At 43.0% G+C, this 24,892-nt stretch carries 20 protein-coding genes; 14 read left to right on the top strand and 6 right to left on the bottom strand.

Going from position 1 to position 24,892, the window contains the following annotated elements; translation table 11 throughout:
- Positions 1 to 6: 6 nt before the first annotated feature.
- On the bottom strand, positions 7 to 1,068 hold the full coding sequence (locus tag CW749_RS17320; RefSeq protein ID WP_101113525.1) for a glycosyltransferase family 9 protein: 1,062 nt from the start codon (positions 1,066 to 1,068) through the stop codon (positions 7 to 9).
- Positions 1,069 to 1,225: 157 nt separating this feature from the next.
- Here CW749_RS17320 and msbA point away from each other — a divergent pair, with 157 nt between their 5' ends.
- The 5 genes from msbA (at position 1,226) to CW749_RS17345 (ending at position 7,480) form a co-directional block, all read left to right on the top strand.
- Complete coding sequence (gene msbA, locus CW749_RS17325; RefSeq protein WP_101113526.1) at positions 1,226 to 2,992, top strand: lipid A export permease/ATP-binding protein MsbA; 1,767 nt, start codon at positions 1,226 to 1,228, stop codon at positions 2,990 to 2,992.
- A 126-nt stretch (positions 2,993 to 3,118) separates the two neighbouring features.
- Positions 3,119 to 4,786 (top strand): pyridoxal-dependent aspartate 1-decarboxylase PanP, encoded by a 1,668-nt coding sequence (gene panP, locus CW749_RS17330; RefSeq protein ID WP_101113527.1) that lies wholly within the window; start codon positions 3,119 to 3,121, stop codon positions 4,784 to 4,786.
- 12 nt (positions 4,787 to 4,798) lie between these two features.
- The gene (locus CW749_RS17335; protein ID WP_101113528.1) at positions 4,799 to 6,367 is read left to right on the top strand and encodes an AMP-binding protein; all 1,569 of its coding nucleotides are present in this window, start codon (positions 4,799 to 4,801) and stop codon (positions 6,365 to 6,367) included.
- Positions 6,358 to 6,588, top strand: a complete 231-nt coding sequence (locus CW749_RS17340) for a phosphopantetheine-binding protein (RefSeq protein WP_101113529.1) — start codon at positions 6,358 to 6,360, stop codon at positions 6,586 to 6,588. The genes CW749_RS17335 and CW749_RS17340 overlap by 10 nt, the downstream gene beginning before the upstream one ends.
- The gene (locus CW749_RS17345; RefSeq protein WP_101113530.1) at positions 6,578 to 7,480 is read left to right on the top strand and encodes a lipid A biosynthesis acyltransferase; all 903 of its coding nucleotides are present in this window, start codon (positions 6,578 to 6,580) and stop codon (positions 7,478 to 7,480) included. Before CW749_RS17340 ends, CW749_RS17345 begins: the two co-directional genes overlap by 11 nt.
- A gap of 95 nt (positions 7,481 to 7,575) precedes the next feature.
- Here CW749_RS17345 and znuB read toward each other — a convergent pair whose 3' ends face one another.
- A complete protein-coding gene (gene znuB / locus CW749_RS17350) occupies positions 7,576 to 8,361 on the bottom strand; it encodes a zinc ABC transporter permease subunit ZnuB (RefSeq protein ID WP_101113531.1) in 786 nt (261 codons plus the stop codon).
- On the bottom strand, positions 8,354 to 9,136 hold the full coding sequence (znuC, locus tag CW749_RS17355; RefSeq protein ID WP_101113532.1) for a zinc ABC transporter ATP-binding protein ZnuC: 783 nt from the start codon (positions 9,134 to 9,136) through the stop codon (positions 8,354 to 8,356). Before znuC ends, znuB begins: the two co-directional genes overlap by 8 nt.
- 84 nt (positions 9,137 to 9,220) lie before the next feature.
- Here znuC and znuA point away from each other — a divergent pair, with 84 nt between their 5' ends.
- The 6 genes from znuA (at position 9,221) to CW749_RS17385 (ending at position 18,971) form a co-directional block, all read left to right on the top strand.
- Positions 9,221 to 10,192: a zinc ABC transporter substrate-binding protein ZnuA gene (gene znuA / locus CW749_RS17360; RefSeq protein ID WP_101113533.1), complete on the top strand. Its 972-nt coding sequence runs from the start codon at positions 9,221 to 9,223 to the stop codon at positions 10,190 to 10,192.
- Positions 10,189 to 11,541: a murein DD-endopeptidase MepM gene (gene mepM / locus CW749_RS17365; protein WP_101113534.1), complete on the top strand. Its 1,353-nt coding sequence runs from the start codon at positions 10,189 to 10,191 to the stop codon at positions 11,539 to 11,541. Before znuA ends, mepM begins: the two co-directional genes overlap by 4 nt.
- Positions 11,542 to 11,670: 129 nt before the next feature.
- Positions 11,671 to 15,075 carry an AraC family transcriptional regulator gene (locus CW749_RS17370; RefSeq protein WP_145997860.1) on the top strand — a complete coding sequence of 1,135 codons (3,405 nt, stop codon included), beginning with the start codon at positions 11,671 to 11,673 and terminating at the stop codon, positions 15,073 to 15,075.
- Positions 15,076 to 16,249: 1,174 nt separating this feature from the next.
- Positions 16,250 to 16,477 carry a FeoA family protein gene (locus CW749_RS17375; RefSeq protein WP_101113536.1) on the top strand — a complete coding sequence of 76 codons (228 nt, stop codon included), beginning with the start codon at positions 16,250 to 16,252 and terminating at the stop codon, positions 16,475 to 16,477.
- On the top strand, positions 16,477 to 18,750 hold the full coding sequence (gene feoB, locus CW749_RS17380) for a Fe(2+) transporter permease subunit FeoB (RefSeq protein ID WP_101113537.1): 2,274 nt from the start codon (positions 16,477 to 16,479) through the stop codon (positions 18,748 to 18,750). The genes CW749_RS17375 and feoB overlap by 1 nt, the downstream gene beginning before the upstream one ends.
- Positions 18,747 to 18,971, top strand: a complete 225-nt coding sequence (locus CW749_RS17385) for a FeoC-like transcriptional regulator (RefSeq protein ID WP_101113538.1) — start codon at positions 18,747 to 18,749, stop codon at positions 18,969 to 18,971. The genes feoB and CW749_RS17385 overlap by 4 nt, the downstream gene beginning before the upstream one ends.
- A gap of 133 nt (positions 18,972 to 19,104) precedes the next feature.
- Here CW749_RS17385 and CW749_RS17390 read toward each other — a convergent pair whose 3' ends face one another.
- Positions 19,105 to 19,539 (bottom strand): HIT domain-containing protein, encoded by a 435-nt coding sequence (locus CW749_RS17390; protein ID WP_101113539.1) that lies wholly within the window; start codon positions 19,537 to 19,539, stop codon positions 19,105 to 19,107.
- 76 nt (positions 19,540 to 19,615) lie between these two features.
- Here CW749_RS17390 and lpxM point away from each other — a divergent pair, with 76 nt between their 5' ends.
- Positions 19,616 to 20,557 carry a lauroyl-Kdo(2)-lipid IV(A) myristoyltransferase gene (gene lpxM, locus CW749_RS17395; RefSeq protein ID WP_101113540.1) on the top strand — a complete coding sequence of 314 codons (942 nt, stop codon included), beginning with the start codon at positions 19,616 to 19,618 and terminating at the stop codon, positions 20,555 to 20,557.
- 100 nt (positions 20,558 to 20,657) lie between these two features.
- Here the strand turns inward: lpxM and argS are convergent, their stop codons facing one another.
- Entirely contained in the window at positions 20,658 to 22,391 is a 1,734-nt protein-coding gene (argS, locus tag CW749_RS17400) for an arginine--tRNA ligase (RefSeq protein ID WP_101113541.1), read from the bottom strand.
- 207 nt (positions 22,392 to 22,598) lie between these two features.
- Between argS and CW749_RS17405 the strand changes: the two genes are divergently transcribed.
- Positions 22,599 to 23,222, top strand: a complete 624-nt coding sequence (locus CW749_RS17405; protein ID WP_101113542.1) for a VOC family protein — start codon at positions 22,599 to 22,601, stop codon at positions 23,220 to 23,222.
- A 159-nt stretch (positions 23,223 to 23,381) separates the two neighbouring features.
- Here CW749_RS17405 and purU read toward each other — a convergent pair whose 3' ends face one another.
- Complete coding sequence (gene purU, locus CW749_RS17410) at positions 23,382 to 24,215, bottom strand: formyltetrahydrofolate deformylase (protein WP_101113543.1); 834 nt, start codon at positions 24,213 to 24,215, stop codon at positions 23,382 to 23,384.
- Positions 24,216 to 24,691: 476 nt separating this feature from the next.
- Between purU and CW749_RS17415 the strand changes: the two genes are divergently transcribed.
- On the top strand, positions 24,692 to 24,889 hold the full coding sequence (locus CW749_RS17415) for a hypothetical protein (RefSeq protein WP_101113544.1): 198 nt from the start codon (positions 24,692 to 24,694) through the stop codon (positions 24,887 to 24,889).
- Positions 24,890 to 24,892: the final 3 nt, after the last annotated feature.

Here is a 24,892-nt window from a genome sequence, read left to right on the forward strand (position 1 = left end):
GCAGCATCAAAATGGGATTTTAAGCGACTTTAGAATTTGCGCCGCGTCTAGGTTATCTAACCCATCAACATTGACTGTGTTGCTTCCTAGCAACCCGTATCGCTCTATCGAGGTATGAGTATAAAGACCAATACAGTTTGCTCCAGCGGCATCCGCCAAATGCAAAGGACCGGTATCGCAACAAATAAACCCATCCATTTGTTTGAGCACGGCAGCAAGTACTCGCATGTCTTTTGATTGATAAGTTTGTGTTTCAGCGTTGAGTGGGGCTGGGATGTCAGGGCTCAATATTTCGATCCAATTGATTTGCTTGCCCGTCACTTCATCAAATTGAGTGAGCACGGTTTGCCAGGTTGTTTCATCAAGTTGCTTTTCTCCGCGTGCTCCACGGAAGTAAGCCAATGTGATGTGTTCCTTTCCTTTTCGCAACTGCTGAGAAATTTGTTGTGCATTCTCTGTTTCTTGCTGAGAAAACGCCATTGTGTGGTCGTATTCAGGATCAAGCTTGATTCTCATGCCTTTTAAAATATCTAAACTTTCTAACGCTGCGTGGGGATGTCTCACAGGCAGCGGTGATGAGTGAGGGGCCGCAGGCAGCCTGTCTTTCGCGTACTCAGATACCTTATTACGAGCGTCTAGCATTGATGACATCATGCTATCAGTGACAGAAGAGTAGGGGACAAGAACCAAGTCATAGGTATTTTTCCTTAAACGGAAAATACATTGCAACCAGCTTACTATCTGTTTGAAAGAGAAGCTGGAGTAGTCGAATTTCCCTAGCCCCATATTTTGAAAAAACTGCCCTTGCCACGGTTCGCGCAGTAGCAAATCTATTTTGGCATCGGGATATTGCTTTCTAAGTTCTCGAATGAAAGGCAACATAAAAAACATATTTCCGATACGTTTATTGTTACGAATTAGTAAGATATGCTTCACATCTTCGTTGTCTAAAAGCTTGGGTTCAAGCGACTTGTTATTACTGAGTAACTTGTACAGTAATATTTCAGAAGATCCCATTTTGTCACGACGGTAGCTGTCAAACCGACGCAGTGCATTTCGTATTGTCATAAATTATTTTTGATTCTCGTTTGGCTACTGTCGCGCACAGAAGTGAGGGACTTTAACAAGCATTTTTCAGCAGATCCAGCAGCAGTTTTGATGACAAAAGTACAATACACTGACTGAATTAATGGTAATCTAGCGCAAAAATTTTCACGAAACTCTTATGACTGTCATTAAAGATAAGAAAAGTATCGAACAATTTAAGCGATTACTTCCCTACATCAGCGTTTATAAGCTGGCGATAGGCGGAGCGATAGTGGCATTGGCGATTAACGCCTTAAGTGACATCTATATGCTCTCTTTGCTTAAGCCTATCTTGGACGAAGGCTTTGGTGACCTAGAATCCAATTATCTACAGATACTCCCGTTTATCATATTGGGAACCGCACTTTTACGTGGTTGCAGCGGGTTTGTTTATGGTTATTTACTCAGTTGGGTTTCAAGCAACATTGTCATGAAGTTGCGTCGAGAGCTTTTCAATCACCTAATGAAAATGCCCGTTTCTTATTTCAGTAAAGAATCCACAGGCACCTTACTTTCCAAAATTACTTATGATACAGAGCAAGTTGCTGGGGCGACCAGTAGCACCTTGATCACCCTTGTACGCGAAATCGTGACTATTTTTGGTCTACTTGCTTTGATGTTCTGGACCAGTTGGCAACTCTCTTCTGTTCTTCTTATTGTTTGCCCTGTTATTGGCATATTAATCAGCGTCATTTCTAAGCGCCTGAAAAAAGTCAGCCACAATATTCAAAATGAAATGGGAAACTTAGCAACAAGCTCTGAGCAAATGCTGAAAGGGCACAAAGAAGTGTTAAGTTTTGGCGGCCAGAAAAAAGAAGTTAGCCGTTTTGAAGGTGTCACAAATCAAGTTCGCCAGCAAAACATGAAATTGATCGTGGCGCAGCAAGTGTCTAGCCCTGTCATTCAAACTATTGCCTCATTCGCATTAGTAGCCGTGTTGTACATTGCGAGTATGGACAATATTCATGACCAGCTTTCTGCGGGCACATTTACGGTTGTTTTTGCTTCTATGTATAGCCTTCTTCGCCCTTTGCGAGGCTTAACCAATGTGCTTTCTGAGTTTCAACGAGGTATGGCAGCGTGCGAATCTCTATTTGAAATATTGGATAAACCTACAGAAAGCAACACAGGAAAACACACGCAAGACTCTACGGAAGGAAACGTCCGTTTCGATGGCGTGAGTTTTGGTTACGAAGGTGCTTCGGGTAAAGCCTTGGATAATATCTCCATTGATATCCCGACCAATAAAATGACGGCGATAGTCGGCCGATCTGGATCCGGTAAAAGTACTTTAGTTCAGCTTCTTCCTAGGTTGTACTCGGTTGATTCCGGCTCGGTATTGCTTGATGGTGTGAACGTTGAAGATTACGAACTTTCTAACTTACGTACGCACATCAGTTCTGTGTCTCAAGATATTCATTTGTTCAGCGATAGCATAGCCAATAACATAGCGTATCCAGCGCTAGAGAACGCGAAGCGCTCCGAAATAGAGAATGCAGCCAAATTGGCTAACGCCCATGAATTTATTGTTCAGTTGCCTGAGGGCTACGATACTGAAATTGGTCAAAATGGTGTGACCCTTTCTGGGGGGCAGCGCCAGCGCCTTGCTATAGCTAGAGCGTTACTGAAGAAATCAAAGGTTCTAATACTGGATGAAGCCACCTCCGCTCTGGATACTGAATCCGAAAGAGCAATACAGGAAGCGCTGGCTAATATTCAAAAAGAAAAGACTCTGGTTGTGATTGCGCATCGCCTATCCACGATTGAGCATGCCGACAACATTATTGTCGTTGAACAAGGGAGAGTTTCTGGTCAAGGTACTCACCAAGAGCTTTTAAACTCCGATCCTGTCTATTCAAAGCTTTATCAAAGCCTCAAATCAAAAGAACAGGAAGCGCAGGCGTAGTCTGCCTTCCTACTGAATAAGCTAAGCGTATTGTTTAATTGAAAATACTGATTTAACAGTCAGTAGTTCGTAGTATTCCGCCGAACTACTGACTTTTCAGAATTTTAAACATTAGGTTGCTTAGCCATGCTGGAATTCTCTTCGAATACGCCTGAACTCGCCCTTGAAGTATCAAGTGAGCAAACAAAAGAAATCCGTATCGAAGACTTCTTCAACGGCCAAACTGATGTGTCTTGCCTCGCCATGATCGAACATGCGCTGCAACAAGATTACGAATACTTCCTTCGCAAAACACCTACGGCTGATGTGTCAGAAAAACGGATTTCATTTGAAGTATCTGACTCCCCCCAAACTGCCGAAGATTTTTGCGATTTTATCCAGGGTCTGCTTGCTTGCAGTGCCCCTGTTTTTTCCCCAGATTTTATTGGTCATATGACCTCAGCGCTGCCCAAACATATTTTACCCATGGCAAAAATCTTAGCGGCTACGAATCAAAATGTCGTTAAGGTTGAAACATCCAATGTGTTTACTCAGCTAGAAAAAGACGTCATTACGTTTTTTCATTCTCAGTGCTTTTCTATGACTAAGAATATCAATTCGCTCAGCTCAGATGCTTTGGGTTCCGATGTAAGCCTTGGACATTTTTGCTCAGGAGGAACGGTCGCTAACCTGTCTGCACTATGGGTCGCCAGAAATCGAGTACTCAACGCTGATGTTGGGGAAATAGGGCTGATGAAAGCGCTTAAACAGAGCCCTTATGATGATTTGGCGATTCTGGTTTCAGGTGCTGGGCATTATTCCTTAAAAAAAGCCGCCGACTTATTAGGGCTAGGGAAGAGTAACTTAGTCGTTGTCGATACCGACTCTGCGCAACGAATGTGTATAACGGATCTACGATCGAAAATTTCAGTTCTAAAACGAAAAAACGTAAAAATAATGGCGATTGTTGGGGTCGCTGGTACGACTGAAACAGGAGCAATTGATCCGCTTGAAGAATTAGGCGAGATCGCCAATCAGGAAAACTGTCATTTTCACGTCGATGCTGCGTGGGGTGGAGCCAGTTTGTTATCAAACAGACAAAGACATCTGTTTGCAGGAATTGAATTGGCTGATTCGGTCACAATAGACGCGCATAAGCAGCTCTATGTTCCCATGGGTGCAGGCATGGTGTTATTCAAAAGCCCATTAGCGACGCAATCTATATCTCACCATGCTAACTATATTATTCGAAAAGGCTCCAATGACTTGGGAGCACATACGGTAGAAGGTTCTCGAGGTGCAGTCGCAGCGTTAGTGGCTTCAAATTTAGCAATGATGGGAAAACAGGGAATAGCAAAGCTGGTGGATGGAAGTGTTCAATTAGCCCATCAGTTTTCTCGTAAAGTGGAAAAAAATACTAATTTTGAACTCACGAGTACTCCAACACTTTGCATTTTTACTTACCGGTATGCACCCAAAAGTCTTTTAGCCCTTATTGAGCAGCTTGAAGTGAGTGAAAGGGGCGTGGCTTACCAATTGCTCGATCGTTTGAATCAGCACATTCAAGAAACCCAAAGGGATACTGGTAAAGGCTTTGTCTCTCGAACCAAACTTCACGTTAATCAAGGAAAAACGTTGGAAGGTACGGTATTTCGAGTGGTGTTGGCAAACCCTCTAACCTGCATTGAACATTTAGACGCTATTTTGTACGAGCAAGAACGGATTGCATCAGAAAGTGCAGAACACGCTGACCTTAATCATTTTGTCCATTTAACTACTGATGGTCAGAAGCCCCTAAATACTCGGCATAAATAGAAGAACTTCATAATGAGAAAGCACATTTTCCAAGCGATGCTAGAGTCGGCAGATGCGCCTGCTCTTTGGGTTGCTAATCAATATTACACTTACCGAGAGCTGGTAGAAAAAGCCCACTCAGTGAGTGAAAGCTGCCGTCACTACACCTCTGAAAAAGTGGCGGTTCTTGCTCACCGTAGCCTGTTTGCCTATGCAAGTGTTATAGGGTGCTATTTTTCGGGTCTTACTTGGATTCCGATGAACAATAAAAAATCTCCAGCGCAATTGACTGAGATAATGTCGGACACCGAAACGCAAGTGATAGCGTGCGATGTTGGACATCAGAAAATACTGAGAGAAATGCTCGATTGCACCTCTACCCGTTGGACGATCATTTTCGAGAAAGGTGTTGAAGTCGAGAAGTGGAAAAATGACTTTCCCGACCACCAATTTATTTTGGTTGATGGTACTAAAGAGAAGGAAACCGCATTAAGTGAGACTAGCGGGAGCAAGCTTGCTTATATCATGCATACGTCAGGGTCAACGGGGAAGCCCAAACGCATCCCTATCTCTTATCAAAATCTTTCCAGTTATTTGGAAAACATTCAAACCGCGTTTCCATTGTCAAAGTCCGACAGAGTAGCCCAGTTTTCGGATCTCAGTTTTGACCTTTCAGTGCACGATATGTTTTCTGCCTGGATGCACGGCGCGTGTTTGTATTGTATCCCTGAAATTCTTAAAACCAATCCGATTCAATTTATTCGTCACTATCAACTTACAGCCTGGTTATCAGTTCCTTCTGTGATTGATTTGTCGCTTCAACGTGATGAATTAGCGCCTGATTCTTTGCCTTCTTTGAAACTGAGCATTTTTTGTGGTCAAGCATTAGCGACAGATCTTGCCGATAAATGGCAGCAAGCCACGGGGCAAAAAGTGGTGAATATTTATGGACCCACAGAGTGCACTGTGACGGTGACAGCGCACACTTATCAAGCTGAAGTTGATAGGCATAGGACTTCCGTGCCCGTAGGACTCCCTTTTAGAAAGAACTCATTAGCCATCATTGATTCAGATGACCAGCCGCAGTTAATTGACCAGTTTCACGAAGAATTAAAAGGCGAGCTTTATATCAAAGGGGTACAGCTTGCTGGAAAGTATTGGAACGATGAAGAAAATACTCAGCGAGCTTACTTCCACGATAACGAAGGTACGCTTTGGTATAAAACAGGCGATCTAGTGGAATGGCGTGAAGGGGTATTACACCACCTTGGTCGTAACGATCATCAAGTAAAAATTGCTGGGCATCGGGTCGAGCTTGGAGAAATTGAAACCGTAGCTCGAAAGATAAGCCATCTATCAACTGTTGCAGCGGTGCCTTGGCCGTTAAGCCGAGCCGGATATGCCAATGGTGTCGTCGTGTTTTTCCAATCGGATTGTGAATTGGATGAACCTGAGATCATAAAACAGTTTTCCAACTACCTGCCAAGGGCTATTTCGCCAAAGCAAATCTTTGCGTTGAAAAACATGCCAAGAAACATTAATGGCAAGACTGATATAAACGCACTTTATGAACAACTAGAGGGACTAAGCGCATGCAAATAGAGAACTTTATTAATGCCTATATTTCTAAGTTAGTGGCTCCGGGCACTCTTGTTGCTGAACATGATTCATTCTTCGATTACGTTGATTCGTTTTCTTTTATAGATCTGATAACCAACGTTGAAAGTGAGTTTGGGCTGTCAATGGATCTTATGTCTGTGGACTTTGATCTTAGCGCAACGATTCGTCAGGTATTGGATTGGTTTAATCTGCATGACAGTTAAGACTTTTGATAATACTAAAAAGAATAAGGGAATAAATGCAGCAAGCGACAATGTTGCAAAAGATAAAGTAAAACACGAGAAAGTTGCTCGCCGAACTCGTGCTTTTATCCGAACCCCTTTCTTCTTCAAAAAGACAATGGCAAGTCTACTCGCTCCGGTTTTGCATGCAGGTCGATTTAAAACCGCAGATAAAGGGCTGCGTCGAGTATTTCCGCAAAGTGACGTCAATTGGCGAAAGCAGATATCAAAAGCCTCCGCGAAACAAACATTGATGAACTTGATGGGAGTTTGTCATCTCAATGCTCACATTTTCGAATCTGATGATGGACTTAAAAGCATTGTCGAAGAAGCAAAGCAGGGTAAGGGCGGCGTCATCCTATGCCCACATACCGGAATTTATGATGCGGTAACTTGGTATCTGAATAAGAAAGGTGTACCAACCGAAACGATTTTTGGTGCTGGTAAAGATGGAAAAAGAGAAACTGAAAATACGATCATCGAGACGGCAGCAGAAGAATTAGAGATTCCTTTTGTCGAACGAGGTAGTAACAGCATCCTCGGGTTAGTCAAAGCCATTTCAGAAGGGCGTTGGGTTGTGTTTCACATGGATCTGCGTGCCGATGGCGTTAACACGCAGTTTTTCGGTTTTGATACTCAGGTTCCAACCACTCCATTCTTTATTGCGCAAAAGCTGGGTTGTTCAGCCTACCTTCATCACACTTTGTCTGGTAAGCAAAAGCAGTCGTTGTTTTTTGATAAATTGCCTCAGAGAGAGGATTTATTTGGGAAAGCGAGAATGGAGGCGGAAGCCAAAACGACAATGGAATACCTAGAGCAAGTCATTCGAAAGAACCCAACGCAATGGATATGGCATTACAATCGTTGGAAGTAATTGTTCTTATAGCTAGATTAGGAAACTAAAACAGGGAAGCGAGGCTTCCCTGTTTTGATCTTGAATCGTGATTGAAGCTTCTTTGTAACAATCGCTTAGTGCGTTACTTTCTTGAATTGAGCCAATATAAAAATAATGGCTGCACTAATCACTACGGAAGGTCCGGCTGGCGTATCCAAATTCCATGAAAATGATAGACCAGACAATACTGCCGCAACGCCAAATACCGAAGATAGAATCGCCATTTGTTCTGGTGTACGCGAAAATCTGCGTGCAGCGGCAGCAGGGATAATCATAAGTGAGGTGATCAAAAGTGCCCCAACGAACTTCATTCCTACCGCAATGACAACACCAACCAGCAACATCAAGACAAGGCGCATAAAGTCAGTATTAATCCCTTCTATACTCGCGAGTTCTTCATTGACGCTGCTTGATAGTAGAGGGTGCCAAAAATACATTAGCGCTGCGATAATGAAAGCTCCACCAGCAAATATGAAGGTTAAATCTTGTGGAGAAACCGCAAGTAGGTCGCCGAACAAATACCCCATTAGATCAACACGTACGTTATCGAAAAAGCTGATTGCCACCAATCCCAGTGAAAGCGAGCTATGCGCCAAAATACCGAGTAACGTATCAGTCGCGACAATATCTTGTTTTTGAAGCGTGACTAAAATGGCTGCAAGCGCAATACAGCATATAACCAATGCCAGATAGATATTGATATCCAACAAAAAGCCCAAAGACAGACCCAGTAATGAAGCGTGTGCTAGGGTATCGCCGAAGTACGCCATCTTACGCCAGACGACAAAAGACCCCAATGGACCTGCAATCAGCGCGATAGCAATACCAGCGAGAATAGAGGGGAGAAGAAACTCAATCATGTTTGTGACCGTGTTGAATATGTTGACATGCATCAGCGTCTCCGGCGACGGGATCGCCGGAAAGGTCATGATGGTGATGATGGTCGTGTTGATAAAAAGCCAATGACTCTCGGCTACGGTGACCAAACAGCGCAATGTAAGATGGGTGTTCGCTAACGGCAGCTGGTGTACCTGAGCAGCATACGTGGTGATGTAAGCAAACCACATGATCTGTCTTGGCCATGACAAGGTGTAGGTCATGCGACACCATTAATACAGCGCAGTTAAATCGGTGTCTCAAATGGTCGATTAAGTTATAAAGGTCTATTTGACCTTGCACATCAACACCTTGTGCTGGTTCATCCAAAACAAGCAGCTCGGGTCTTTGAAGCAATGCTCTTGCTAACAAAACGCGCTGATTTTCACCCCCCGATAACCGATGCATATTGTTGTTCAACAAATGGGAAGCACCAACCAGTTTTAAGGCTTCTAGCCGCTCTTGTTTGCTGTATTTCCCAGCAAGCTTTAGAAATCGTTCAACGCTAAGAGGAAGGGTGTCATTTAACCTGAGTTTTTGCGGAACGTACCCTATTTTGGGTTTGCCTATAAATGATAATGTGCCATCAAAGCGCTTGTTGAGTCCAAGCAGTACTTTTACTAACGTTGATTTCCCCGCTCCATTAGGACCAATTAATGTCGTAATTTGACCTTTGTGTAGGTCTAGATTGATGTTGTCGAGAACGGGTTTATCACCAAATTGTACCCGTATAGATTTGAGTGAAGCGAGGAGAGTCATTATAAACCGCTATTGCATTACTGATGTGTTATAAAGTAACATTTACCCCCATTTACGCCAAGTACTGAATACTCAGAGGATAAAATGCCACGTTTTGGTCATGTATTTTTGTTGTTAGGGTTGATGCCTTCTATCGCCAGCGCAGCTAACGTTTTAAGTTCCATAAAACCCGTTCAACTCATTACCAATGAAATTACCGAAGGAGTATCCACATCAGACGTTCTGCTGTCTACAAATACTTCTCCTCATGACTACGCTTTGAAGCCATCTGACATTAAAAAGATCAGAAAAGCAGATCTAGTGGTTTGGATCGGGGAAGATATGGAAACTTTCCTTACTGGTGTTATGGAAAGCCATTCTGGTGCTTTCGCCCTTCAACAACAACCTGAAGTTAAGTTGCGCAAATATGGTGATTGTGGATGCGATAAAGATAAAGCGCATCACAATGAAGAAAAGCATCATGATCACGATGACCATAAGGGACACGACCACCATGAAGGTCACGATCATCATGACGGACACGAAGGGCATAACCATGGTGCCTATGATACGCATTTTTGGTTAGGTCCTGATCAAGCTCTTCAAGCCGCTACTGCCATTGCAAACAAGTTATCTGAGATTGATCCAAGCAATGCAAAACGCTATCAAGATAATTTGGTTGCGTTTGAAGTTAACTTAAACAAAACAAACGCAGAGTTGGAAGCTAAATTATCTCTTGTTCGCGATAATGGATATTTTGTTTTTCATGATGCATACGGCTATTTCGAAAATCATTTTAAATTAAATAACTTAGGTCATTTTACGGTTAGCCCTGAGCGAAAGCCTGGAGCAAAAACCTTAAACAAAATACGTAAAAAGCTTGAATCTAAAGATGCATATTGCGTATTCTCTGAGCCTCAATTTACCCCAGCTGTAGTGACCTCCGTAACGCGTGGAACAGGTGTGAATAAAGGCGAACTTGATCCACTAGCGGTGAATATCAAAGTGCAGTCTGGGGCGTATTTCGACTTTTTGAAGTCATTAGGCTCCCAATTCGCTAGCTGTTTATCTGAATGAAAAATATAAATGTCGCTGCCAAACAATGGCAGCGATTACCTAAAAAACACAAACTTACTATTCTAAGCCTAACGATATTAACCATCGGTGTATCATTTTGGCGTCCAAACCCCGTTTCAATTTCATCGCAACCTACCGTAACGCCTCCTGAACGAGTGGAAATTGATCTTGAAAGTGAACAAACCATAGCGCTTTCAGATCAAAACAGCGAACCACTAGGTGCTCAAATTGATTCTAATGCCCCAGAGTTTTCTGCCCCTAAAGACGAACTTGAAGAAGAGTTGGCGAATGCAGTAGAGCCTAGCCATTCTCATGTCGTTGCGAAAGGGGAGTTGCTTAGCACGGTCTTCGAGCAGTATGGTCTGAAATTAAATGACATGTACTCGCTGATTAATACAAATAAGGCCGCTGAACGGCTTCGCCCCGGAATGACGTTAACATGGACGTTAGATACAGATGGTCGGTTAGATGAGCTACGCATTGATCGCAATGCCAAAGAGTATGATCTTTATACGCTTGGCGAATCAGGGTATCAATATCAAAGATTGGAAAACTCCGGAGAATTGAAACCTGTTTTGGTGACAGGGAGAATATCTGGAAGCTTTTATCAGTCGGCATTGAATGCCGGGTTGTCACCGGGGCAAATCACGACCATTGTTAAATCGATGCAGTGGAAGTTTGATTTCGGGCGCTTGGCGCGTAAAGGTGACAAATTTGCTGTTCAGATCGAGCAAGAATTTATTGATGGCAAAGCGGTAGGCAGAGGTGATGTCAAAGCTTTGCTGTACGTAAATAGCGGAAAGGAATACACCGCTGTTAAATTTGATGATAATCGCTTTTACGACAAGTCTGGTCAAAGCTTAGAGCAGGCATTTGATCGCTTGCCAACCAATAAACGATATCGAGTCAGTTCTCGTTTCAATCCTCATAGAAAGCACCCAGTTACGGGGCGTGTTTCTCCCCATAATGGAACCGATTTTGCCACACCAACGGGTACACCTATTTACTCGACGGGCGATGGCAAAGTGGTGAAAGCCCGTCGCCATCCTTTGGCGGGCAATTATGTGGTTATTAAACATGGTCGAGAGTACGTAACTAGGTATCTGCACTTACACCGAATTTTGGTAAAAGTGGGGGATACGGTCACTCGTGGTCAAAAAATCGCTTTAAGTGGAAACACAGGGCGTTCTACAGGTCCTCATCTCCATTATGAGTTGATCAAAAATTCACGCCCAGTGGATGCAATGAAGGTGCAACTACCTAAAGCATCAGATGTACCCAAGTCTAAGTTGCCGGAATTTAAAGAAAATGCTGGTAGTGTCATACAAATTTTACGTGATCAGATCTAGATAAATGAAAGGTGTAGCGAGCTGCACCTTTTTTATTCATCATAATTCGTATAACGTATCAAGTTACTAAAAATTACCAGTATCTTAAATTGGTGATGGCGGTTTTCCGGCTTAGATAAAGGGAAGGATTTGATTACGCGATCCGTACTCATATTAATATTGCTCGTCGCTAGTCAAAGCTCACGAGCTCACGAGAGCAATTCCATTTTCTATCCCTTGCCATTTCAGATGCAAGGGCAGTCTCTTACCGCAAAAAATCTGATATCGGGTCCAGATGGTGGACTTTGGATTCATGATATTCATGGGCAGCTGAGGTTTTTCGACGGTCAGCATATTCTTCCCCGATCTGGCAGTGTTTTTGAGCGTAAGCTCTCTCAGGTCGCTTACAGTCGACAGTATTTCTGGTTCTCAGAAAACAACAAAATATTCCGGTTTAAACCTAACTTTCCACAAGAGCTCATTACATCTCTTCCCGCCAATCGCCGAATACTGAAGCTTGGCGTGAGTAATAAATTTGTATGGGCTGCAACCGCTGAAAACTTCTACACATTAGATTTGGATGACAACTCGGTTATTGAGTATCCCCTTTCATTTGTTTACCAAAGTAACAGTCAGAAGCGAGTGATAGTCAATGATGCAAAATATGTGTCTGACCGATGGATTTTGGGAACGACCTCTGGCGTTTATTTCAATCAAGGTAAGAAGTTCTATCATATCCGCGCGTCTGGAAAGCACCATATTGAGTCTCTCCACTTTTCTCAAAAACGCAGAGAGCTCATCGTTGGCTCTCTTCAAGGTGCTCGAATCATTACCATTGATAATGAATCGAGAACTTTTAAAGTGATTGGAAGTTCTCATGTATTGGCGATTGAAGAAACGGATACGTCTTACTGGTTAGGCACCGAAAATGGGATATACATCTACCACTTCCTTACTGGTGAAACCGACCATATTTCATCCAACTATCAAGATGATTATGCTCTGCCCGGTGATCATGTATACGACTTATACAATGACGGGCAAGGTGGCGTTTGGGTTGCGACGAACAAAGGGATTAATTATTACTCTCTTTACAGCCGTTTGTTTGAACGTGTGCGTTTTGGTACGTCTTCCCAGCACTTAGGATTGGGCAACATCAAGCAAGTATTCACATCTTCAGACGGAGCGCATTGGATCGGAACCGATCAAGGATTTTATCTTCTAAACCCGAAGAATATGCATTACCCCAAGCGGTTGCTTGAGGGGTGTGTGAATGATTTGGTTCAACAGGGAAAATTCTTGTGGTTGGCAATGTCTGATGGGTTAAGAAAGTTCAATCTAGAGACGCTTGCACTTGAAAACGAGATGCTACCTAGCCAACTAAATCAAAGAGTGATTAATCGAGTCACTATTGATAAAAGCGGGATGCTTTGGGTGGCGACGGAAGAAGGCCTGATTCGTTATCAACCCGACAGTAAAGTAACGGAGAATTTTGGATTTGATTGGGTGGCGAAACAATACTTCCCAACACAAATTACTCACCTTTATACGTCTTCTACTGGAACCGTTTGGATAGGGACAGACCATGGCCTCTATTATTACGCCAATGGGCGCTTACAGTTTGAACGCAGTGGTGAAACACTGCTGGCGAGAACGCTCGATATGTCTGAAACTGTTGGCGGTAAAACATGGCGAATTAGCAGCAGAGGTTTAAGCCTTTATAACCCTGAGACTCTTGTTCAGCGAATTGTGCCATTGTTTGAAGCGGATATTAAACCGCTATGCAGTGTTTCCACGGCGAATGGTATGTGGTTGTCTACATCCAAGGGGCTCAGTTTTTATTCCAATGAAGGGCAACTTCTTCATCATTATGGTGCCCCTTTTGGATTGATAAATAATGAATTTTTGCCAGACGTATGTTCGGTTGCTCCCAATGGTGACAACTTAATATTTGGTTCCAAACTCGGGATTATAATGACTTCAGAGAAGGCGCTAAAAGCGACACAATTGCCTCTGAGTCGAGTTAAATTTGGTCAGGTCCTTTTGGACAGAAAGCCTTTTGAATTTGCGCCCGACAGCAGCAAGCAATACCAAGTACCACATGGGAAAAACCTTTCATTCGTTGTAGGTGTATTACCGGATTTTGACGTTTGGAGCTTGGAATATCGGCTTTTAGGAAGCCGAAACGAAAACTGGATATCTCTTCAAGGTTCGCAATTAACCTTTGATTATCTATTACCAGGTGAATACGAGCTCGAAGTTCGCACATCTTCACAATCCGAGCTTGAAGTTGAAGGCTCCAGCTTTTCTTTTGTTGTTGCAACGCCTTGGTACATGTCAGGTTGGTTTATAGCCTACGTCATTTTATGTCTGATTGTATTTGCAGGGTTAATTGTATTGTGGCGCTCACGTCAAATACGTCGAATTAACAAAGCGCTGAGAGATAAGGTTGAACTGAGAACAAGTCAGTTAAAACACCAAAGTGATATGTTGGTAAATAGTAATAAGCTTTTGAAAAGGCAAATTAATATTCGCCAAACTTACATTGATAGCCTTGCCGGTAAGACGAAAGGTGTTTTTGAAGATATATGCCAATCTGGGGCTGAACCGGGTCAATTCAAGAAAGCGTTTTACCTTTTGCAACAGATCGTTGATCTCAGTGTTAAATCTCAGGGAGAGACCAAAGCAAGCCATGACCTCAATTCAGTGTGTGATGCGGTGGTTGCGCATTGGGAGCAAGAATTGGCGAAACAAGGTGTTCAACTCAACGTGTATCATTCTCCAGCTGCCATTTCAGTTTATGTGGAGCAATTTAATTTAGACTATGTACTCCACGGAATGTTGGCTAACGTTTCGAGAAGAAGTAGGCGAGGCGATCAAATTGAATTGGTGGTGGTAAGCCAAGATGAGCAATGTGGGTTTAGGATTCAAGATACGGGTAATCCAATTTCTCAGCAGGAAGTGTTGGGTTATAACTCCTTTAATCACAAGTACAGTGGTGAAGAGTGGAGTGCGTTAACCGACACAAGCTTACAGGGCTTACGTCGATACGTTGAATATGGTGGCGGTGAGTGTTTCTTTAGGAAGAAAGACAACAACGCTAACATCATTGACGCCTTTTGGTCGAATGCACCAGTGGAAGAGCTCGACATACCCATTGGAAGAAGATTAAATGCATCAACCAAAGAAGAAATAGTTGTCTCGGAAGAACAAGTTCCGCTTACTGAAGAAGAGCAATGGCTATCAAGAGTCTTTGAGATAGTGGATACTCACTATCACGATCCTGACTTTGGTACAGCACCGATGGCGAAAATGATTTATACATCGGAGCGAAGTTTGCAGCGTAAGTTTAAATCTCAAACAGGAAAGACATTTAAAGAGTATCTTAACGAAATTCGATTAGAGAAAGCCTGTCAGCGGCTAATCGGTGGCGAAAAAGTGTCGGATGTTGCTCATGAGACAGGCTTTAATGACCCTTCCTATTTCAGCCAGCGATTCAAACACCATTACGGTATCTCCCCCTCTAAATTTATTGAAGCTAATCAAGGTGTTTGATGGTGCATTTCCCCGGCTCTTAAAGTTGGGTTTTCTAATCATTTAGTCCCCAATACTAAAGCTACCTATTAGGGCATTATTTTTTGCCCTCAAATTACGTCCATTTCTATTCTCGCGTTTATCTACTCTCACTTAACGTTACAAAGGGCTTCTGTGTTTGCTGAATAAAAGGGGCATCTATACCCAAGTAACCTCAAGATGCTTATTCAGCGAGAATTAACTGGTTTTCAGGCAAGATACCGATATGAAGATCTAGTCGTTCTAAATCAAAAATCGGTAACGCAGGATGAAAGCCAGTTAAACTCGCCCTTGGGAGCTCATATACTGTCTCATTTCTTTGTCAAAGAATTTGGAAAGGACTCGTCATTCCACTGCATTCTTTTCCTTGAACTGAAACAGTATATGAAGCTCTGAATCCTGCATCTTGAGGTCATTTGGGTATATACGCTCATCATGCTTTGCAAGCGTTGTATTGGCTTCAAAGGGGGGAGCTCTGTTACCTATGTCTAGCCCAATCCCTATTCTTTGGTAGAGAAGTCGCTGAACCAAGCACTTTGAGGTTATTCGGGTATAACTAACTGAAATATAAATGAGATAAAGAATAGCTACTATAGGTAAAGCAAAAGTAAAGTCGCGAGAATGCAGTAATTTGATTGCTGATGTTTTTAGGGGAATTGAAAAAGGAAGAAAAAAAATATCGTGGTATAGCCGGGGGGACTATACCACGGGTGTCAATGACACCTTCGCTTGCTGCCGGAGTGATATAGCTAAGCTATATCACCTCTGGAATTCTTATCTAAGGCAGTGCCTTTCGATGGAGTAACTATAGCCTCGCTCCACTTAATTTCTTTATTGAATTAACGACACATTTACATAAGAAATCCGACAACCTATCTAGTTCTTTTTTAAGTGGCTGTAAATTAAGGATATTTATTTTTAGTCTCAGTAGTGAAATATTCATATAGGTTGTTGGGGTGCTTAACTATTAATCAAAGTTTTGGTTTTTTTAACGATATTGACGGAGTGTAAAGTGACGTTTTTGACGTTGTTTTATGGGTGGGAACAGTAAAAACGGTAACATTGATTGAGCGCAACACTTTGTTACATCGCTCAATTATAGTTACTTATAAAAATAATAATGTTTCTCATTCAGAATGATGTCGAGGTTACACTGATGAAGCTTTCCGATATGAATATTGGCGGCACTGCGACGATTGCAGGTCTGGGCGAATTGAGCCAAGAACTCAATAAAAAATTGATGGTTATGGGGATGTTGCCCGAAACCCATATAAAACTGGTTAGAAAAGCTCCGATGGGGGACCCACTTCAGGTAGAAGTTAGAGGGGTTGTTATTGCTATTAGAGATAGTCTCGCACGTCAAATTGAAGTGGAGTCCATCTAATGCAATATAACATCCTAACCGTTGGTAACCCCAATTGCGGAAAAACCACCTTATTCAATGCCCTTACTGGAGCGAAACAGCAGGTAGGCAACTGGGCGGGTGTTACGGTTGAGAAAAAGACTGGGCATTTTACGCATTCTGGCGACGACTTTTCGCTGACCGATCTGCCAGGAATCTATGCGCTAGATAGCGCTCATGACGCAAACAGCATAGACGAATCGATAGCTTCTAGAGCGGCTTTGACGCATCCTACGGATCTTATCATTAATGTTGTCGACGCAACCTGCCTCGAAAGAAGCTTGTACATGACATTGCAACTGCGAGAGCTGGGGAGACCCATGATCGTGGTGGTCAATAAAATGGATGCACTTACTCGCAAGCGACAAACATTAGATATAAAGGGGCTGGAAGAGGGACTTGGGTGCCCTGTTTATGCGCTTTCGTCTAACAACCGACAACAAGTTCAAAGCTTCAAAGAAGATTTACACAAAACCTTAGTGAAAGGGATTCCAGAAGAGCACTTTTCTTTAGAATACAGTCAGGATGTTGAGCAAGAAATCGCCGTTTTACTTCCTCTATGGTCATCGGAGCGTGGAGCACGAGCCAAAGCCATTCGCGCATTGGGCAATGACCCTCTGATCGTAAATAGCCTCACTGAAGAGCAACGTCAGAAATTAACGCACTCAGTGGACGCCATAAATTGTGACATCGACTTACAAGTGGCTAATGTTAAATACTCGTTTTTACATGACATTTGCAAACGTGTTAGGAAAGAGTCTGGAAAGGTAAGCCATAGCACGACCGAAACTATAGATAACCTCGTGCTCAATCGTTGGATTGGTATTCCATTCTTTTTCCTCATCATGTATTTAATGTTTATGTTCTCCATCAATATCGGCAGTGCATTTATCGATTTTTTTGATATCGGTGTTGGTACTGTTTTGGTTGACGGCGGCCATTATCTACTGGATGAACATCTTCCTGTTTGGTTAGTGACGTTATTGGCGGATGGCGTTGGTGGAGGCATTCAAACGGTTGCGACCTTTATTCCCGTAATCGCTTGCCTTTATCTTTTCCTATCTTTACTTGAAAGCTCTGGTTATATGGCGAGAGCAGCATTTGTACTTGATAAAGTCATGCAGAAAATTGGCTTACCAGGGAAAGCATTTGTTCCTTTAGTCCTAGGTTTTGGGTGTAACGTCCCATCTGTTATGGCAACAAGAACGCTCGACCAAGAAAGGGAGAGAAAACTTGCCGCAGCGATGGCGCCATTTATGTCTTGTGGCGCAAGGTTACCTGTTTACGCCTTGTTCGCAGCAGCATTTTTCCCAGAGTCTGGTCAAAACATTGTATTTGCATTGTATTTACTGGGAATACTTGCCGCTGTAGGAACCGGTCTTATCCTAAAGCGCACACTATATTCTGGCTCAAGTGAGCATTTTGTTATGGAAATGCCGAGTTATGAATTTCCTACCTTGCAGAATGTCGTTTTGAAAACATGGCAAAAGCTGAAACGTTTTGTTTTGGGCGCGGGCAAGACGATTGTCATCGTCGTCACCATTTTGAGTTTTTTCAACTCACTAGGAACAGATGGCACATTTGGAAATGAAGACAGTGAACAATCGGTATTGTCGAGTGCTGCTCAAATCGTTACGCCTATTTTTAAGCCTATTGGTGTAAGTGAAGAAAATTGGCCAGCTACTGTTGGGATCATCACAGGAATATTCGCTAAAGAGGCGGTAGTCGGGACATTAAACAACCTGTATTCGTCACCATCGGAAGAAGAACCAAGCGAGTTTGATCTATGGGCGAGTTTGAACGAGGCGGTAATGACGATCCCAGAAAACTTGTTAGGTCTTAGCTTTAGCGATCCGCTGGGTATTGAGGTCGGCGATCTTACCGATGCACAAGCCGTTGCCGAAGAGCAAGAAGTGGACAGCTCCATATTCGGTAACCTAAAAGAGTATTTCGTTACTGGAAATGCGGCTTTCGCCTATTTGATTTTCATTTTGCTGTATACCCCTTGCGTGGCGGCAATGGGTGCTTATGTTCGAGAATTTGGTCATAATTTTGCGCGCTTTATTGCTGCGTGGACCATGTTGCTTGCCTACGGAGGAGCAACGCTATTTTATCAGATCACGCATTTTTCCGATCACCCGGCGAGCAGTACGCTTTGGATTGCATTGGTCATTTCAATATTCGTATTCACTTACCTACTTTTAAAGCGTGCAGGGGATGAACAGCACACGAATACAGAGATGGTGAGCGTATGATTTTGACGGAGATAAGTGAATACATGTCCCAAAATGGCACGGTAAGTCAGTCGAAACTCGCTCGGCATTTTCACATGAGTGAAGACGGTGTTGATGCCATGCTGACGTTTTGGATGAAAAAAGGCAAAGTAACGAAGATATCTGCGAAAGGTGATCACACCGCTAGTTATTGTTGGATCTCTCGACCGGAACAAATTGCCATGAACGTAATTATCGGATAACAGGCATTAACATTAACAATTTTATTGTTTGCTAAAAGAAAGGGGCAATACCAATAACCAAGGTTTTTTCGGTATGCTCCTTTTCTTTTATTACGTTTTTTAATCAGGCACGATGTTTATTTTAACGTAGTGTTTATTCTGAAGCGGTAGAAAAAATGTCTGACTTTGAAAGATAGTTTTGTATCAGGCTAACCATGTCTAGCTGCGATTTCTCATCTCTAAACTCACCAGAAGTATTCCCCCATACTGGTTTTGGCCAAACAGCATCATGTTTGTATCGAGCAATGTGGTGAAGATGCAATTGTGGCACCATATTTCCAAGCGCACCGGTATTGAGTTTATCTGGGGTGAATAGCGCTTCAATCGCCTCGCAAACCAATTGAGATTCAACAAGGTATTGCTGCTGCTTAGGCATAGGTAAATGATGCAACTCGGTTAAATTATCGAATCTAGGAACAAGAATGACCCAAGGCACCGTGGCATCTTTATGTAAAAGGACGCGACATAATGGAAAGTCGCCAAGGTAACTGGTGTCTTTGTCTAGTTGAGGATGCAGTGAAAAAGCCATAGTTATCTGTCGTTTGTTTTGAATTGCCTTTGTTATATCATATCGCGCCTAATCCTAAGATAGATTTAATGGTCGAATGAGCAATAACATCGAAAAACAGTTATATGATCCTAAGTTTCAATGGTCGTTTTTGCATCCGAAATACTGGCCAACGTGGATAGGTATTGGATTTGCTTTATTGCTCGCTTTTGTACCACATCGCCCACGCGATAAATTTGCGGCTTGGTTGTCTCGTTTCTTTTCAAAACGCAATTCAGGTGCACTGCGCCGAGCTAAGAAAAATATAGAGCTCTGCTACCCTGAAAAATCAGCAGATGAAAGACAGCAATTGCTTGAGAAAATGTATGAAGTCGCAGCGCAGTTTTTTCTTGGGTACGCAGAATTGACGGTGCGGAGCAAAAAATACAATCAGAGCCGTGGCGAAGTGTTTGGAGGAGAGTATCTTTTCCCTAGATTAGAGAATGGTGAAAAGATAATCGCACTAGTCCCTCATTGCTGGGCAATTGACTACACTGGAATGTATTTCTCTTCTTATGGGCATGATGTGGTGATTATGATTCGACCGCAAAAAAACCCGATTGGCGACTGGCTTATGAATGTACAACGTATGCGCTACGGAGGTCGAATTGTGCCTCGTGATTCAGGCATAAAACCGTATTTACGTTCCATCAAAGAAGGCTACATGGCCTACTACTTACCCGATGAAGATCACGGTGCCGACAATTCCGTTTTTGTTCCTTTTTTTGGTACGGAAAAAGCAACATTGAAGGGGTTTGGTAAGCTGGCTAAACTGAGCCGCGCTAAGGTTGTGCCGATGATTCCAGCGTACAATGCTGAAAAAGGAAAGTTCGAGCTTTTCATTCTACCAGCGTTGGAAAACTTCCCAACGGGTGACGAAGAGCAAGATGCCAGAATGATGAACCATGCGTTAGAAGAACTTTTGCGTGACCGTCCTGAGCAATACATGTGGATTTTAAACTTACTCCGCACTCGTCCAGATGGAACGGAATTATATTAAATTCTTTGTAAGCTGATTCAGTTTTGATTCGGTTTATGGATACTGAAAAGCCTCGCGATTGCGAGGCTTTTCTTTTTATATTCGTAAGCTACTGGTTCGCTTACATACGCTCTAACGTTTCGATTCCCAGCAGCGATAAGCCTTGCTTGATGGTTTTCGCTGTTAGTGCAGCCAGTTTCAAGCGGCTTTGCTTCACAGCTTCATCTTCAGCCACAAGGATAGGGCACGCTTCATAGAAGCTAGAGAATTGACCCGCTAATTCAAATAAGTAGCTACACATGATGTGAGGCTGACCTTCGCGAGCAACAGACTGAACGGCTTCTTCAAACTGAAGCAACTTAGCAATCAATGCTTTTTCTTTTTCTTCGGTCACTTTGATTTCGCCCTGAAGCGAATCCATCGACACACCTGCTTTTGCGAATACAGACGCGACACGAGTGTAGGCGTATTGCATGTAAGGTGCGGTGTTGCCTTCAAATGCCAACATGTTGTCCCAATCAAACACGTAGTCTGTCGTGCGGTGCTTGGACAAGTCGGCGTATTTCACTGCTGCCATGGCAACTGTATTGGCGATCTTGGTTTTCTCTTCTGGGTCTAACCCTGGGTTTTTGGATTCGATGAGCTTTTCAGCGCGCTGTTCTGCTTCGTCCAGTAAATCGGTGAGTTTCACAGACCCGCCAGCACGAGTTTTGAACGGGCGTCCATCTTTACCCAGCATCATGCCGAATGCGTGGTGCTCTAGTGAGACGTTTTCAGGGATGTAACCCGCTTTACGAATAATCGTCCAAGCTTGCATAAGGTGCTGATGCTGACGCGAATCGATAAAGTAAAGTACGCGATCTGCGCCCAGTTTTTCGTAGCGGTATTTTGCACAGGCAATATCTGTGGTGGTGTATAGGAAGCCGCCATCGCGCTTTTGAACGATAACGCCCATAGGCTCGCCATCTTTATTTTTGTATTCTTCTAGGAATACAACTTGAGCGCCATCATCTTCTTGTGCCAACCCTTTTTCTTTAAGGTCAGCGACAATTTCTGGCAACATGTTGTTGTACATGCTTTCGCCCATCACATCGTTCAGTGATAACGATACATTCAAACGGTCGTAGTTGCGTTGGTTTTGAACCATAGTGATGTCGACAAGCTTTTTCCACATTTCTGCGCAGTACTCATTACCACTTTGCAGCTTAACAACGTAGTTACGTGCTTTTTCTGCGAAGGCTTCATCTTCATCGTATAGCTTTTTCGATTCGCGGTAGAAAGCTTCCAGATCGGAAAGTTCCATCGACACTTCGCCCGATTCCTTTTGAACACGCTCCAGGTTAGCGATAAGCATACCGAATTGCGTTCCCCAGTCACCGATGTGATTGGCGCGAACCACTTTGTGCCCGAGGAATTCAAGTGTACGAGTGACTGCATCGCCAATTACCGTTGAACGAATGTGGTGAACCGCCATTTCTTTTGCAACGTTTGGTGCAGAGTAATCGGTAACGATGGTTTTTTGTTCGTCTTTTGCTACACCCAATCGCTCATCAGCTAACGCTGCATCCGCTTGCTTTGCCAAAAACGCTTCGTTTAGGAAGATGTTGATGAAACCAGGACCTGCAATCTCGGTTTTGCTTGCGATACCGTCTAGGTCTAAAACATCCAACACTTTTTGCGCAAATTCTCTAGGGTTAGTGCCTAGCTTTTTAGCTACACCCATAACACCGTTTGCTTGGTAGTCACCAAACTGTGCCTTTGCAGATTGACGAACGGCAGCAGGGCTTCCTGCGGGTGCGCCAGCGGCTTCTAGAGCCTGAGATACTTTGTCGTTAATAAGTGCTTGGATATTCACACGAGCTTCCTTCAATTCTAAGAATTGTTTTGATGCATTCCCGCTGTATTTGAAGTGGGGGGAATGGATACTTGTTCTAGTTCACAAAATGGCGTTAATCATATCAACTTTCTTCATTGTCTAGTAGTCAGAAAAAAGCGATTTTTACTACTTTTCAGCTCGATCTTGCTAGTATGGCGAGAAAATCAGACTTTTAGTGAGAACACCATGTCGAAAGTGACGTCACACTCCGATCTTCTACCTGAAAATATGCTGCTTCAGCTGCCCGATTTTATGGCAAGAATTCAAACCCTTTCTGAGCTCATTGGAATAGACTTATCGGGTTATCAAGCAGATCATATTGCCTTAAGAGTCAACGATGTAGAGGCGGCAACATTCGCGCACAAAAAATGGTTGGAATGGGGAGACGAGATCTCCAGTGCTCAAATTAATGGTCGACCCATTATTGTATTGGAATTTACTCAACCACTTATGGCAAATGGTTGGTCTCTAGAGTGCTTAGAATTGCCATATCCAGCAGAAGGGAAAAGCTACCCGGTTGAATCATGGGAGCATGTGGAGTTTGTGATCCCATCTGAGGCAAAAACGGCAAATGATTATTTGGCTTTTTTAAACTCGACTTTTCCGAAATTCCAAGAAAAATCCGCTAACTTCGACGAACTGGGTATCAAAGTAAAAGTGTCCAGTCCGAAGGGAGAAGGTGAAAGGTTGCCAAACCCAACGGTAGCATTCAAATATCAGGGAGTTTGCATCAAGCTTCATCCTCACTCTTTGAAAGATGTTGTTGCGTCTGAACAAGGTCATTCCACTGCGTTCTTTTCCTTGAATTGAAACAGAAGATAGAGCTCTGAATCCTGCACCCTGAGGTAGCTTGAGTATAGTGCCTGTCGAAAATAAACGTATTCTGTTAGCAATAAAAAACGGTGAGAGAATGCTCACCGTTTGATTTTTTATTTCGTTTGCTTTTACGTAATTGAGTTTTCGGTCGTCTTACAAAATCACGGTCTTATTGCCATAAACGAACACGTGATCATTGACCACTTTGTTGATCGCTTTGCTAAGTACGTTTTTCTCGACGTCCCGACCTGCTTGTGCCATGTCAGAGGCACTGAAATTGTGATCAACAGGAATAACATCTTGCTTGATGATTGGTCCTTCATCTAAATCATTTGTCACGAAGTGAGCTGTAGCCCCAATGATCTTAACACCACGATCAAACGCTTGCTGATAAGGCTTTGCACCGATAAAGGCAGGCAAAAAGCTATGGTGGATATTGATGATTTTGTGGTGGTATTTTTGAACAAAATCTGGCGTAAGAACGCGCATATACTTGGCAAGGATTAGGTAATCGGCTTCGTAGCTATCAATCACTTCCAGCATCTTTTGCTCATGTTCTTCACGAGTTAAATCGACGTGAGAAACATGGTGGTAAGGAATGTCGAACTTTTCCGTCAAATTCTGCAGAGTGTCATAGTTACCAACAACCGCAGCAATATCGATATTTAAGCTGCCGTCGTAGTTTTTCATCAGAATGTCACCAATACAGTGCGCTTCTTTAGTAACCAGAATCACCACTTTCTTCCGATCTGGCCCGATAAGCCTTCTTTTTGCACCTTCAGGGAGCGCCTGATCCAAATCCAGCAATAGCGTTTCATCATTAAAGTAACCTTCGAGCTCCGTTCGCATGAAAAAATGACCGCTAGAATTATCAACATATTCATTGTTATGAATAATGTTGAGCTGATGCTTATAGCAAATATTAGTGATTTTAGATATCAGTCCGGGAGCGTCGTTGCAGTGTGTAAGTAGCGTTTTTCGTTCCATTATTTGGGTTACTTCCTGTAATATTTTTTTGAATTTCGAATATATACCCAAGTGACCTCAAGATGCTTGGTTCAGCGAGAATTAATTGGCTTTCAGGCAAGGCACCGGCTTGAAGATCTTGAAGTCTAAATCAAGAGTCGGTAACGCAGCATGAAAGCCAATTAAACTCGCCCTTGGGAGCCCATATTCTGTACCACTTCATCGTCAAAGAACTTGGAAAGGACCAGTCATTACGCTGCGTTCTTTTCCTTGAATTGGACCAGAATATGCTGCTCTGAATCCTGCATCTTGAGGCCACTTGGGTATACCATTTTGAGACGAGAGTGGGCTTTATAAAAAAGAATTCGCGGTGTGAGCCTCAATATGTTGTCTATAATTAATCTATTATGGAGGTGGTTTCAACAAAATAAGCACGTTCAGGAGTCTGCTGTGAAACTCGTTGAATTTTACTCCTGCATATCAGAGAGGTATTTGCTATGGATAAAGAGCTGTTGGCCCGTCGATTATATGTAGAACGAGTGACAACCCTTGTTGGCGATAATGATATAGATGAAGATCTTCTTAACCAACTCTGGGAAGAAAAAGCAACACCATCTGAAGCGGCACACGCTCTGCTTTCTGATGACACTTTCCAAGGTCCTGCTTGGTTGGAGCGATACTTACAGCGAAAGTGATAA

It is taken from the genome of Vibrio sp. vnigr-6D03, from assembly GCF_002835515.1.
In the GTDB taxonomy this organism is placed as follows: domain Bacteria; phylum Pseudomonadota; class Gammaproteobacteria; order Enterobacterales; family Vibrionaceae; genus Vibrio; species Vibrio penaeicida.